The organism is Enterobacter sp. NFIX58, assembly GCF_900110475.1.
In the GTDB taxonomy this organism is placed as follows: Bacteria; Pseudomonadota; Gammaproteobacteria; order Enterobacterales; family Enterobacteriaceae; genus Enterobacter; species Enterobacter quasiroggenkampii.
This window is the reverse complement of the sequence record NZ_FODW01000002.1, coordinates 662,782-674,864: the sequence shown is the minus strand read 5'-3', so window position 1 is coordinate 674,864 and position 12,083 is coordinate 662,782. Positions and strand designations below refer to the sequence as shown.

General features: G+C 54.5%; 12 protein-coding genes. 8 read left to right on the top strand and 4 right to left on the bottom strand.

Annotated features, from left to right (window positions below):
- The first annotated feature begins 11 nt into the window (after nucleotides 1-11).
- The 3 genes from rpmA (at nucleotide 12) to cgtA (ending at nucleotide 2,522) form a co-directional block, all read left to right on the top strand.
- A complete protein-coding gene (gene rpmA, locus BMW97_RS12895) occupies nucleotides 12-269 on the top strand; it encodes a 50S ribosomal protein L27 (RefSeq protein ID WP_004385076.1) in 258 nt (85 codons plus the stop codon).
- 96 nt (nucleotides 270-365) lie between these two features.
- Nucleotides 366-1,331 (top strand): DMT family transporter, encoded by a 966-nt coding sequence (locus tag BMW97_RS12890; RefSeq protein ID WP_014833443.1) that lies wholly within the window; start codon nucleotides 366-368, stop codon nucleotides 1,329-1,331.
- Between the two features lie 15 nt (nucleotides 1,332-1,346).
- Complete coding sequence (gene cgtA, locus BMW97_RS12885) at nucleotides 1,347-2,522, top strand: Obg family GTPase CgtA (RefSeq protein ID WP_021242261.1); 1,176 nt, start codon at nucleotides 1,347-1,349, stop codon at nucleotides 2,520-2,522.
- Nucleotides 2,523-2,555: 33 nt separating this feature from the next.
- On the opposite strand, the gene pmrB is transcribed toward cgtA, so the two are convergent.
- The 3 genes from pmrB to dacB are packed head-to-tail and all read right to left on the bottom strand — an operon-like array spanning nucleotide 2,556 to nucleotide 5,694.
- On the bottom strand, nucleotides 2,556-3,599 hold the full coding sequence (gene pmrB / locus BMW97_RS12880) for a two-component system sensor histidine kinase PmrB (RefSeq protein ID WP_045910102.1): 1,044 nt from the start codon (nucleotides 3,597-3,599) through the stop codon (nucleotides 2,556-2,558).
- Nucleotides 3,596-4,258, bottom strand: coding sequence for a two-component system response regulator PmrA (gene pmrA, locus BMW97_RS12875; RefSeq protein ID WP_024906362.1), 663 nt, complete (start codon nucleotides 4,256-4,258; stop codon nucleotides 3,596-3,598). Before pmrA ends, pmrB begins: the two co-directional genes overlap by 4 nt.
- Nucleotides 4,259-4,260: 2 nt before the next feature.
- The gene (dacB, locus tag BMW97_RS12870) at nucleotides 4,261-5,694 is read right to left on the bottom strand and encodes a serine-type D-Ala-D-Ala carboxypeptidase (RefSeq protein ID WP_045910101.1); all 1,434 of its coding nucleotides are present in this window, start codon (nucleotides 5,692-5,694) and stop codon (nucleotides 4,261-4,263) included.
- A gap of 230 nt (nucleotides 5,695-5,924) precedes the next feature.
- On the opposite strand from dacB, the gene greA reads away from it, so the two are divergent.
- Nucleotides 5,925-6,401: a transcription elongation factor GreA gene (greA, locus tag BMW97_RS12865; RefSeq protein WP_014171793.1), complete on the top strand. Its 477-nt coding sequence runs from the start codon at nucleotides 5,925-5,927 to the stop codon at nucleotides 6,399-6,401.
- A gap of 151 nt (nucleotides 6,402-6,552) precedes the next feature.
- On the opposite strand, the gene yhbY is transcribed toward greA, so the two are convergent.
- Entirely contained in the window at nucleotides 6,553-6,846 is a 294-nt protein-coding gene (gene yhbY, locus BMW97_RS12860) for a ribosome assembly RNA-binding protein YhbY (protein ID WP_003861814.1), read from the bottom strand.
- Nucleotides 6,847-6,973: 127 nt separating this feature from the next.
- Between yhbY and rlmE the strand changes: the two genes are divergently transcribed.
- From rlmE to glmM, 4 genes are all read left to right on the top strand, one after another.
- A complete protein-coding gene (rlmE, locus tag BMW97_RS12855) occupies nucleotides 6,974-7,600 on the top strand; it encodes a 23S rRNA (uridine(2552)-2'-O)-methyltransferase RlmE (protein ID WP_003861812.1) in 627 nt (208 codons plus the stop codon).
- A gap of 102 nt (nucleotides 7,601-7,702) precedes the next feature.
- Nucleotides 7,703-9,637 carry an ATP-dependent zinc metalloprotease FtsH gene (gene ftsH / locus BMW97_RS12850; protein WP_032622921.1) on the top strand — a complete coding sequence of 645 codons (1,935 nt, stop codon included), beginning with the start codon at nucleotides 7,703-7,705 and terminating at the stop codon, nucleotides 9,635-9,637.
- A gap of 98 nt (nucleotides 9,638-9,735) precedes the next feature.
- Nucleotides 9,736-10,584: a dihydropteroate synthase gene (folP, locus tag BMW97_RS12845; protein ID WP_045910100.1), complete on the top strand. Its 849-nt coding sequence runs from the start codon at nucleotides 9,736-9,738 to the stop codon at nucleotides 10,582-10,584.
- On the top strand, nucleotides 10,577-11,914 hold the full coding sequence (glmM, locus tag BMW97_RS12840; protein ID WP_045910099.1) for a phosphoglucosamine mutase: 1,338 nt from the start codon (nucleotides 10,577-10,579) through the stop codon (nucleotides 11,912-11,914). Before folP ends, glmM begins: the two co-directional genes overlap by 8 nt.
- Nucleotides 11,915-12,083 lie beyond the last annotated feature (169 nt).

The following is a 12,083-nucleotide window of genomic DNA, read 5'->3' as shown; positions in this document are numbered from 1 at the left end:
GAGAGATTTAAATGGCACATAAAAAGGCTGGCGGCTCCACACGTAACGGTCGCGATTCAGAAGCTAAACGCCTGGGCGTTAAGCGTTTCGGTGGCGAATCCGTTCTGGCGGGTAGCATCATCGTTCGTCAACGTGGCACCAAATTCCACGCTGGCAACAACGTAGGTTGCGGTCGTGACCACACTCTGTTTGCTAAAGCAGACGGTAAAGTGAAATTTGAAGTTAAAGGCCCGAACAACCGTAAATACATCAGCATCGTTGCTGAGTAAGGTTTTCTCGGTCCGGTAACGGATTAAAGCCCCGCACCCTGTTGCGGGGCTTTTTACATTGGAAACCCGGTAATTTTTTCTGTAGGGAAAACGGGCATGAAGCAGCAGGCCGGCATAGGAATTCTTTTGGCGCTCACAACCGCAATGTGCTGGGGTGCGCTGCCAATTGCAATGAAGCAGGTACTGGAAGTGATGGAGCCGCCTACGGTGGTCTTTTATCGCTTTCTGATGGCAAGCATCGGCCTTGGGGCGATTCTGGCCGTCAAAGGTAAGCTTCCACCCTTGCGGCTCTTCCGTAAACCGCGCTGGCTGGTGCTGCTGGCTATCGCGACGGGCGGTCTGTTTGGTAACTTCATCCTGTTCAGCTCTTCCCTGCAATATCTCAGCCCCACGGCGTCGCAGGTGATTGGTCAGCTTTCGCCGGTGGGCATGATGGTCGCCAGCGTCTTTATCCTCAAGGAGAAGATGCGCGGTACGCAGATTATCGGGGCGAGCATGCTGTTGTGCGGTCTGGTGATGTTCTTCAACACCAGTCTGATCGAGATTTTTACCCGCCTGACGGATTACACATGGGGTGTCATTTTCGGTGTGGGGGCAGCAACGGTCTGGGTGAGCTATGGCGTCGCGCAAAAGGTGTTATTGCGTCGGCTTGCCTCACAGCAGATCCTCTTTTTGCTGTACACTTTGTGTACAATAGCATTGCTGCCATTAGCGAAGCCGGGCGTAATTACCCAGCTTAGCGACTGGCAACTGGCGTGCCTCATTTTTTGTGGGCTGAACACGCTGGTCGGTTATGGCGCGCTGGCCGAAGCGATGGCGCGCTGGCAGGCAGCACAGGTGAGCGCGTTGATCACGCTTACCCCGCTGTTTACGCTGTTATTTTCAGATTTGTTATCAATGGCCTGGCCCGATGTCTTCGTCAGACCGATGCTCAACCTGTTGGGTTATCTCGGTGCGTTTGTCGTGGTTGCGGGCGCGATGTATTCCGCCATTGGTCATCGTCTCTGGGGACGTTGGCGCAAAAATGAAGCGGTTGTAGTAGTCCCCCGCTCAGGCGAATGAGTTACGGAGAGTAAAATGAAGTTTGTTGATGAAGCGACGATCCTGGTCGTGGCTGGTGATGGCGGCAACGGTTGCGTGAGCTTCCGCCGTGAAAAGTATATCCCTCGTGGCGGTCCTGATGGCGGCGACGGTGGGGATGGTGGTGACGTGTGGCTGGAGGCGGATGAGAACCTCAACACGCTGATCGACTACCGTTTCGAAAAATCCTTCCGCGCTGAACGTGGTCAGAACGGCCAGAGCCGTGACTGTACCGGGAAACGCGGTAAAGACGTCACCATTAAAGTGCCGGTCGGTACGCGTGTGATTGACCAGGGGACGGGTGAAACCATGGGTGACATGACCAAACACGGTCAGCGCCTGATGGTGGCGAAAGGCGGCTGGCACGGTCTGGGTAACAGCCGTTTCAAATCTTCCGTTAACCGTACGCCGCGTCAGAAAACGATGGGTACGCCGGGCGATAAGCGCGACCTGCAGCTGGAGCTGATGCTTCTGGCTGACGTGGGTATGCTGGGTATGCCAAACGCGGGTAAATCGACGTTTATTCGCGCCGTCTCTGCAGCCAAGCCAAAAGTGGCGGACTATCCGTTTACCACGCTGGTACCAAGCCTGGGCGTTGTCCGTATGGATAACGAGAAGAGCTTTGTGGTTGCCGATATTCCGGGTCTGATTGAAGGCGCCGCGGAAGGGGCGGGTCTGGGTATTCGCTTCCTGAAACACCTTGAGCGCTGCCGCGTGCTGCTGCACCTTATCGATATCGATCCTATCGACGGTTCCGATCCGGTTGAAAACGCCCGCATTATCGTTGGCGAGCTGGAAAAATACAGCGAAAAACTGGCGAACAAACCACGCTGGCTGGTCTTCAACAAGATCGACCTGATGGACAAAGCCGAAGCGGAAGCAAAAGCGAAAGCCATTGCTGAAGCGATGGGTTGGGAAGATAAGTACTACCTGATCTCTGCGGCAAGCCAGGTTGGCGTGAAAGATCTGTGCTGGGATGTGATGACCTTCATCATTGAGAACCCAATTGTTCAGGCGGAAGAAGTCAAACAGCCTGAAAAAGTCGAATTCATGTGGGATGACTACCACCGCCAGCAGCTCGAAGAGCTGGAAGCGGAAGAAGACGATGAAGACTGGGACGATGACTGGGATGAAGACGACGAAGAAGGCGTCGAGTTCATCTACAAGCACTAATTGCTGCTCAAAGCCCCCGTTATGGGGGCTTTTTTATTCCAGCGTTGCGGGCAGCCAACAGCTGGCGATTAAACCGCCTTCAGCGCCATTCTCAAGCGTCAGCCTGCCGTGGTGGAGCTGGAGGATGCGCTGTACGATGCTCAGGCCCAGACCGCTGCCTCCGTAGCGCTGGTCAAGACGGCGGAATGGCTCGGTAATGGACTGCCGGTGCGCTTCATCAATCCCCGGGCCCTGATCGATAACGCTGATCTGCGTCCCGCCGTCGACCTCGGTTAATGTCACTGTAATCGTTGTCCCTGTCGGGCTGTAGCGCCCGGCATTCTCCAGCAGGTTGCGCAGCATCAGGCGCAGGAGAACGGCGTCTCCCTGAACCGTGAGCGCGCTTTTAGCGGGCCAAATCACCGTATGCTCTTTGGCTTCATGCCCAAGGCCGAGAGGTTCGATGATATTTTCCGTCCAGCTCACGGTTTCGTAGTGGCCGCTCGCCATTGCCTGTCCGGCACGGGCCAGCATCAGCAGCTGTTCGACGGTATGCATGAGCTGATCGATACGGCTAACCAGCGTGGCGGCCTGAGGCGCACCTGACTGCGACATCAGCTCCAGATGGAGCCGGATACCGGCCAGAGGCGTTCTCAGTTCGTGTGCGGCGTCTGCGGTGAAGAGACGCTCCTGTTGAATGGTGCTATCCAGCCGGGCCAGCAGCTGGTTCAGGGAGGTCGTCACCGCGCCAATTTCTTCCATGTCGGAATACATAGGAAGCGGGGTTAAGTTATCGGCTGAGCGGTTAGCGAGGCTGTCGCGGAGCTTATTCAGCGGCCGGGTTATCCAGGTGACGGCCCAGAAGGAGAAGAACAGGGTAAAACCGACCATCACCAGGGAAGGGACCAGCAGCGAGGCAATCGCTTCGCGGATCTCTTTCTCAACGTGATTATTGCGCGCTTTCGCTGACAGCGTTTCGTTGACCAGAAAACCAATCTGTTCACGGCTTTCATGCCACAGCCAGATGACGCTTATCAGCTGGAAAAATAACAGAATGACCGCCAGCAGCACCATCAAACGCCGACGCATGCTGTTCATTTCTGGCTCTCCAGACGGTAGCCGACGCCGCGAACGGTTTTGATCCTGTCTTTGCCGAGCTTACGCCGCAGGTTATGAATATGGACCTCAAGGGTATTTGACCCGGGATCGTCCTGCCAGGAGTAGATATCCTGCTGGAGCGTTTCTCGGTGTACCGTTTGCCCGCTGCGCATGATCAGACGCGTAAGCAAGGCGAACTCTTTTGGCGTCACCTCTACGGCCTGATCCTGACGCAGCACCTGCTGGGTTTGCAAATTCAGCGTAATATCGCCGTCGGTCAGTAAGTTATCACTATGGCCCTGATAGCGGCGAATCAACGCTCGCACCCGAGCCTGCAGCTCCGCGAGCGCAAAAGGCTTCACCAGGTAATCGTCTGCGCCTGCATCGAGGCCGGTGATACGGTCTTCAATGGCATCACGTGCCGTCAGGATCAATACCGGGTTGGCGATGCCGCGACGTCGCCACTGGCTGAGCAGCGTGGCGCCGTCTTTATCCGGCAAGCCCAAATCGAGGATCACCAGGCTGTATTCGCCGCTCTGGATCAGGGCATCCGCCTCTGCTGCGGTGCCTGCACAGTCGAGAGCATACCCTTCATTGGCCAGCCCCAGCGCCAGCCCTTCCTGCAATAACAGATCGTCTTCAACTATAAGTAGTTTCATCGCTAGTTATTCTGGTAGATGTCCTTATAAAGCCTGCTTTCGAAGCGAACCAGTGGAATACGACGATTGCGCTGGTCGGTCGGTTCGACGGCATAGCCGGAAAGATACTGCACGAATGCCATGCGCTGTCCGCTGGCGGTAGTGATGAAGCCTGCAAGGTTATAAACCCCCTGCAGTGAGCCTGTTTTCGCGGAGACTTTGCCATCCACGCCCGCGGCGTGAAGCCCTGCGCGGTACTGCAGTGAACCGTCATGCCCGGCCAGCGGCAGCATTGAAATAAAGTTTAGCTCAGTGTCATGTTGTGCAATGTACTGAAGCACCTGCATCATCGTGGCCGGAGAGATCAAATTATGGCGCGATAGTCCGGAGCCATCGACGGCGATGGTATTACCCAGTTCGATCCCCGCCTGCTGGCGCAGGATCTGCCGAACCGCGTCTGAACCCGCGCGCCAGGTTCCCGGCACGCCGAAACGGGCGTGACCAATCATGCGGAACACCGTATCGGCAATCATGTTGTCCGACTTTTTCAGCATTATTCGCAGTAAATCGTGCAACGGCGCAGACTGTTTGCTGGCGATGACCGTGCCGGGCTGGTTGACCTGCGTCTGACGAAGCAGGGTGCCGGAATAGGTTATTCCCGCTTGTTTCAGCTCATCTTTCAGAATGGCGCCTGCATAGCTTGCGCCATCCTGTATCGCAAAGGCCAGCGGCAGCGGATCGGCGCGCTGCGTCAGGCAGCCGGTCAGCGTGAAGCGGTTAAGATCGCCTGGCACCACATCCAGTTCGCAGTACTGGGCATCAGGAGAGCCCTTGGCCAGCGTGCGAACCTGGCTAAACATGGTGACCGGGTAGTAGGACGCTATGCGGATAAACGCTAAATCATCCGGCTTTGGCGCACTGTAAAGCGAAACCGAGAAACAGTTGCGGTCAACAATCGCGGCGGCGGGCGGGGCGCTAAAGCACTGCGTCATGTCGTTCCACGGCCAGCCCGGGGCTTTATCGTGGCTGGCAAAGATGGAGGTATCGATCAGCACATTGCCGTCAATTTTCTGCACGCCGGTTTTTTTCAGCACCGCAACCATATTGCGGATATCCTGGCGTTTAAAGGTCGGATCGCCGCCAAAACGGGCGATAAGATCGCCTTTTAGTTCGCCACCCTCGACGTTACCTTTGGTTTCAAGGGTGGTAGTAAAACGGAAGTCAGGCCCGAGCTGGAGCAGGGCGGCGAGGGCGGTGATCACCTTTTGGGTACTGGCAGGCAGCGCCATCTGTTGACTGTGATAGTCAATCTCGGGAGCCTGTGCGCCAACCTTCTGCACCATCAGGGCGAGGTTCGCGCCTGCGGGAAGCTGATTAATGTACTCATCAACATTCGCGGCCTGAGCGGTGAACGTTATACTGGTAGTCAATCCGATGATAAAACTGGAAAATCGCATAATCTCGCGCTAACAACCCGAAAACAAACCGTCATACTACGGTGCATGGCACTGCAAAGTAAACGATGACCCATAGTGAACTTCGCGGTAAAATGCGTATCAAATTGAAAAATTGCTGCTGACCTGGGGCATCGCTCCCGGGTCGGTTTTCTTTTTGCTTCTTGCCCGCTTAAAGGGGGGCAGGAGCAGGGAACACTGCTCCCAACAGGAATGTTTAAGAGGTATAACAAATGCAAGCTATTCCGATGACCTTACGTGGTGCCGAAAAACTGCGCGAAGAGCTGGATTTCCTGAAATCCGTGCGTCGTCCTGAAATCATCGCCGCTATCGCGGATGCGCGCGAGCATGGCGACCTGAAAGAGAATGCTGAATACCACGCCGCGCGTGAGCAGCAGGGCTTCTGTGAAGGGCGTATTAAAGATATCGAAGCAAAACTGTCCAATGCACAGGTTATCGATATCACTAAGATGCCGAATAATGGCCGTGTGATCTTTGGTTCTACCGTTACCGTGCTGAACCTGGACAACGACGAAGAGCAGACCTATCGCATCGTGGGTGATGATGAAGCTGACTTCAAACAGAACCTGATTTCGGTGAACTCGCCGATTGCTCGCGGCCTGATTGGCAAAGAGCAGGACGATGTTGTCACCATCCGCACCCCTGGCGGTGAAGTAGAATACGAAATTATTAAGGTTGAATACCTGTAATTCGCTTCTCTACTAAGATGTTGATACATTGTAAAGAAAAGAAAAAGGCCGCGTAGCGGCCTTTTATCAACTCAAGGAGCATGGCATTTTGCTCGCCTGCTGACAGAAATCCCTCGTTTCACACAGAAAATGTGTTTAACTCAGGATATCCTTAACGTGGCAGCGAGATTTTACGCTCTTTAGACGGGCGGTAGAGCACCAGCGTTTTACCGATGACCTGTACATTACAGGCGCCGGTTTCGCGCACGATGGCTTCCACGATCAGGTTTTTAGTGTCTCTGTCTTCAGAGGCGATTTTCACCTTGATCAGCTCGTGGTGTTCCAGCGCTTGTTCAATCTCGGCAAGCACCCCTTCGGTCAAACCATTGTTGCCAAGCATCACTACAGGCTTGAGCGGATGTGCCAGACCTTTAAGGTGCTGTTTTTGTTTAGTACTCAGATTCATCGTATATTTTTGCTTACGTTGGGATTGAAAACGGTTCATTCTACCGCCATCTCCCTTATATCGCCAAATAGCTGCGTAGAAATTTACGTCACAGGCAAGCAACGATGAACCAGGACGGAAATGTTAAATGACAGGTAAAAAGCGTTCTGCCAGCTCCAGCCGCTGGCTCCAGGAACACTTTAGCGATAAATATGTTCAACAGGCACAGAAAAAGGGGTTGCGTTCCCGTGCCTGGTTTAAACTTGATGAAATACAGCAAAGTGACAAACTTTTTAAGCCGGGGATGACGGTTGTTGACCTCGGTGCGGCACCTGGCGGATGGTCTCAGTATGCGGTAACGCAGATCGGCGGAACGGGCCGAATCATCGCGTGCGATCTTTTACCAATGGATCCCATCGTCGGTGTCGACTTCCTTCAGGGCGACTTTCGTGATGAATTAGTGCTGAAAGCGTTACTTGATCGTGTAGGTGACAGTAAGGTCCAGGTTGTCATGTCAGATATGGCACCAAATATGTGCGGAACACCGGCGGTGGATATCCCCCGCGCCATGTATCTGGTGGAGCTAGCGTTAGAAATGTGTCGTGATGTACTAGCGCCTGGTGGTAGTTTTGTTGTGAAGGTGTTTCAGGGCGAAGGTTTCGAGGAGTATCTTAAGGAAATTCGCTCCCTGTTTGCGAAGGTCAAAGTTCGTAAGCCGGACTCTTCCCGGGCCCGTTCCCGTGAAGTGTATATTGTAGCGACCGGGCGAAAATGATAACCGGGAGATTTCAGACGAAAGTTTGAATGAAACTGGATATAGAGTATCCTGACGCTGTTTTTAACACAGTTGTAATATGAGGTTAATCCCTTGAGTGACATGGCGAAAAACCTAATACTCTGGCTGGTCATTGCCGTTGTGCTGATGTCAGTATTCCAGAGCTTTGGGCCCAGCGAGTCGAATGGCCGCAAGGTGGATTATTCTACCTTCCTGCAGGAGGTCAATCAGGACCAGGTTCGCGAAGCGCGTATCAACGGACGTGAGATCAACGTTACCAAGAAAGATAGTAACCGTTACACGACTTACATCCCGGTGAACGATCCTAAGCTGCTTGATAACCTTCTGACTAAAAACGTCAAGGTGGTAGGTGAACCGCCAGAAGAACAAAGCCTGCTGGCTACTATCTTCATTTCCTGGTTCCCGATGCTGCTTCTTATCGGCGTCTGGATCTTCTTTATGCGCCAGATGCAGGGCGGCGGTGGCAAAGGTGCCATGTCGTTCGGTAAGAGCAAGGCGCGTATGTTGACGGAAGATCAGATCAAGACCACTTTTGCGGACGTTGCCGGGTGTGACGAAGCGAAAGAAGAGGTCGGTGAACTGGTTGAATACCTGCGTGAACCGAGCCGTTTCCAGAAACTGGGCGGTAAAATCCCGAAAGGCGTGCTGATGGTTGGCCCTCCGGGTACCGGTAAAACCCTGCTGGCGAAAGCCATCGCGGGTGAAGCGAAGGTGCCGTTCTTTACTATTTCAGGTTCTGACTTCGTCGAAATGTTCGTGGGTGTTGGTGCATCTCGTGTGCGTGACATGTTCGAGCAGGCCAAGAAGGCAGCACCGTGCATTATCTTCATCGATGAAATCGACGCCGTAGGCCGCCAGCGTGGCGCAGGCCTGGGTGGTGGTCACGATGAACGTGAACAGACGCTGAACCAGATGCTGGTTGAGATGGACGGCTTCGAAGGTAACGAAGGTATCATCGTTATCGCGGCGACTAACCGTCCGGACGTTCTTGACCCGGCGCTGCTGCGCCCAGGCCGTTTCGACCGTCAGGTTGTTGTCGGTCTGCCGGATGTTCGCGGTCGTGAACAGATTCTGAAAGTTCACATGCGTCGCGTACCGCTGGCACCCGACATCGACGCGGCAATCATTGCGCGCGGTACTCCGGGCTTCTCCGGTGCGGATCTCGCTAACCTGGTCAACGAAGCTGCACTGTTTGCCGCTCGCGGTAACAAGCGCGTCGTGTCGATGGTGGAGTTCGAGAAAGCGAAAGACAAGATCATGATGGGTGCGGAACGTCGTTCCATGGTGATGACGGAAGCGCAGAAAGAGTCCACGGCTTACCACGAAGCCGGTCACGCGATTATTGGTCGTCTGGTGCCGGAACACGATCCGGTGCATAAAGTGACGATTATTCCGCGCGGTCGTGCGCTGGGTGTGACCTTCTTCCTGCCTGAAGGCGACGCAATCAGCGCCAGCCGTCAGAAGCTGGAAAGCCAGATCTCAACCCTGTACGGCGGTCGTCTGGCCGAAGAGATTATCTACGGTCCGGAACATGTTTCTACCGGTGCGTCGAACGACATTAAAGTGGCGACAAACCTGGCGCGTAACATGGTGACTCAGTGGGGCTTCTCCGACAAACTCGGTCCGCTGCTCTATGCAGAGGAAGAGGGCGAAGTGTTCCTGGGCCGCTCCGTGGCAAAAGCGAAACATATGTCCGATGAAACGGCTCGTATCATCGACCAGGAAGTGAAAGCGCTGATTGAACGTAACTACGGTCGCGCGCGTCAGATCCTGAATGACAACATGGACATTCTGCATTCCATGAAAGATGCGCTCATGAAATATGAGACCATCGATGCACCGCAGATTGACGACCTGATGGCGCGCCGCGAAGTGCGTCCGCCAGCAGGCTGGGAAGACCCAGGCGCTTCCAATAACTCTGACAACAATGGCACCCCGCGTGCGCCGCGTCCGGTTGATGAACCGCGTACGCCAAACCCGGGCAACACCATGTCAGAACAGTTGGGCGATAAGTAAGTCACTGCTGTTGAAGCGTTTGTCTGTAACTCAAACCCTGGAGCTTGCTCCGGGGTTTTTCATTTCTGTTTAACCATTTAGATATCAGGGATTTCGCCATGAAATTATTCGCTCAGGACTCGCATCTCGATCTTTCACATCCCCATGTGATGGGGATCCTGAATGTTACCCCTGACTCCTTCTCTGACGGTGGCACGCATAACACGCTTATCGAGGCGGTTAAGCACGCGAATTTAATGATCAATGCAGGTGCCACCATCATTGACGTTGGCGGCGAATCGACGCGTCCCGGTGCGGCGGACGTGTCTGTGGAAGAAGAGCTGGCGCGCGTGGTGCCGGTCGTTGAAGCTATCGCGCAGCGGTTTGAAGTGTGGATCTCCGTTGATACCTCCAAACCGGAAGTGATCCGTGAAGTGGCGAGAGTGGGCGCTCACATTATCAATGATATTCGTTCACTTACCGAACCGGGGGCGATTGAGGCGGCTGCGGAAACCGGGCTGCCGGTTTGCCTGATGCATATGCAGGGGCAGCCGAAAACCATGCAGGACGCGCCGAAGTATGACGATGTCTTCGCCGATGTAAACCGCTTCTTTATTGAGCATATCGAACGTTGTGAACGTGCAGGTATCCCAAAAGAGAAATTGCTGCTCGACCCGGGGTTCGGTTTCGGTAAAAATCTCTCTCACAACTATGCGCTGCTTGCGCGCTTATCGGAATTTCATCACTTTGGCCTGCCGCTGCTGGTGGGGATGTCGAGGAAATCGATGATTGGCCAGTTGCTGAATGTAGGCCCGAGCGAACGCCTGAGCGGCAGCCTGGCCTGCGCGGTGATTGCGGCGATGCAGGGTGCGCACATCATTCGTGTCCATGACGTCAAAGAAACAGTAGAAGCCATGCGTGTGGTGGAAGCCACACTGGCAGCGAAGGAAAACAAACGCTATGAGTAATCGTAAATATTTTGGTACCGACGGTATCCGTGGGCGCGTAGGCGATGCTCCCATCACCCCTGATTTTGTCCTGAAGCTCGGCTGGGCTGCCGGTAAGGTTCTGGCGCGTCATGGCTCACGTAAAATTATCATCGGTAAAGACACCCGTATTTCCGGCTATATGCTGGAATCCGCGCTGGAAGCGGGTCTGGCGGCGGCTGGACTGTCCGCCTCTTTTACAGGCCCAATGCCAACGCCTGCGGTCGCGTACCTGACGCGCACCTTCCGTGCGGAAGCGGGGATTGTTATCTCGGCCTCTCACAACCCGTTCTACGATAACGGCATTAAATTCTTCTCTATTGATGGCACCAAGCTGCCGGATGAGGTGGAAGAAGCCATTGAAGCTGAAATGGAAAAAGAGATCACCTGTGTTGATTCCGCAGAGCTGGGTAAAGCGAACCGTATCGTTGATGCGGCGGGTCGCTATATCGAATTCTGTAAAGGCACCTTCCCGAATGAGCTGAGCCTGGCGCACCTCAAAATTGTGGTGGACTGCGCAAATGGCGCGACCTACCACATTGCCCCGAATGTCTTCCGCGAGCTCGGTGCGAAAGTGATCGCCATTGGCTGTGAGCCGGATGGTCTGAACATCAACGAGCAGGTCGGTGCGACGGACGTTCGTGCCCTGCAGGCGCGCGTTCTGGCAGAAAAAGCCGATCTGGGCATTGCGCTGGACGGCGACGGTGACCGCGTGATCATGGTTGATCACGAAGGTAACAAGGTCGACGGCGACCAGATCCTCTACATTATTGCGCGTGAAGGTCTGCGTCAGGGTCAGTTGCGCGGCGGTGCGGTCGGAACGCTGATGAGTAACATGGGCCTGGAACTGGCGCTGAAACAGATCGGTATTCCGTTCGTTCGCGCGAAAGTGGGTGACCGCTATGTGCTGGAAAAATTGCAGGAGAAGGGCTGGCGTATCGGCGCGGAGAACTCAGGTCACGTGATCCTGCTCGACAAAACCACCACCGGTGACGGAATTGTGGCCGCGCTGCAGGTGGTTGCCGCAATGGCGCGCAACCATATGAGCCTGCACGACCTGTGCAGCGGCATGAAAATGTTCCCACAGATTCTGGTCAACGTACGTTTTACTGCCGGCAAAGGCGACCCGCTGGAAAATGAGAACGTGAAAGCGGTGATGGCGGATGTTGAAGCGGCCCTCGGCAGCCGTGGACGCGTGCTGCTGCGTAAGTCTGGTACCGAACCGCTGATCCGCGTAATGGTGGAAGGCGAAGACGAAGCGCAGGTAACCGAATTTGCGCACCGTATTGCGGATGCCGTAAAAGCTGCATAATCTTGCACGCTAAATGTTTAAAAAGGCGGCGTTTGCCGCCTTTGTTTTAAGCAATTAATGGCTTTTTGCTGTTTTTTTCCGCAGTTGATACAATGCGTCGAAAATGCCCTTGCGAAGGTGATTCGCTTTGGTTAGTATTCACACCCGCTTCAGTGGGAAACAAAAATCC

Coding starts and splice junctions, on each gene's coding strand:
- ftsH (WP_032622921.1), top strand. CDS start 7,703: ATGGCGAAAAACCTAATACTCTGGCTGGTCATTGCCGTTGTGCTGATG.
- pmrB (WP_045910102.1), bottom strand. CDS start 3,599: ATGAACAGCATGCGTCGGCGTTTGATGGTGCTGCTGGCGGTCATTCTG.
- dacB (WP_045910101.1), bottom strand. CDS start 5,694: ATGCGATTTTCCAGTTTTATCATCGGATTGACTACCAGTATAACGTTC.
- pmrA (WP_024906362.1), bottom strand. CDS start 4,258: ATGAAACTACTTATAGTTGAAGACGATCTGTTATTGCAGGAAGGGCTG.
- rlmE (WP_003861812.1), top strand. CDS start 6,974: ATGACAGGTAAAAAGCGTTCTGCCAGCTCCAGCCGCTGGCTCCAGGAA.
- yhbY (WP_003861814.1), bottom strand. CDS start 6,846: ATGAATCTGAGTACTAAACAAAAACAGCACCTTAAAGGTCTGGCACAT.
- rpmA (WP_004385076.1), top strand. CDS start 12: ATGGCACATAAAAAGGCTGGCGGCTCCACACGTAACGGTCGCGATTCA.
- BMW97_RS12890 (WP_014833443.1), top strand. CDS start 366: ATGAAGCAGCAGGCCGGCATAGGAATTCTTTTGGCGCTCACAACCGCA.
- glmM (WP_045910099.1), top strand. CDS start 10,577: ATGAGTAATCGTAAATATTTTGGTACCGACGGTATCCGTGGGCGCGTA.
- cgtA (WP_021242261.1), top strand. CDS start 1,347: ATGAAGTTTGTTGATGAAGCGACGATCCTGGTCGTGGCTGGTGATGGC.
- folP (WP_045910100.1), top strand. CDS start 9,736: ATGAAATTATTCGCTCAGGACTCGCATCTCGATCTTTCACATCCCCAT.
- greA (WP_014171793.1), top strand. CDS start 5,925: ATGCAAGCTATTCCGATGACCTTACGTGGTGCCGAAAAACTGCGCGAA.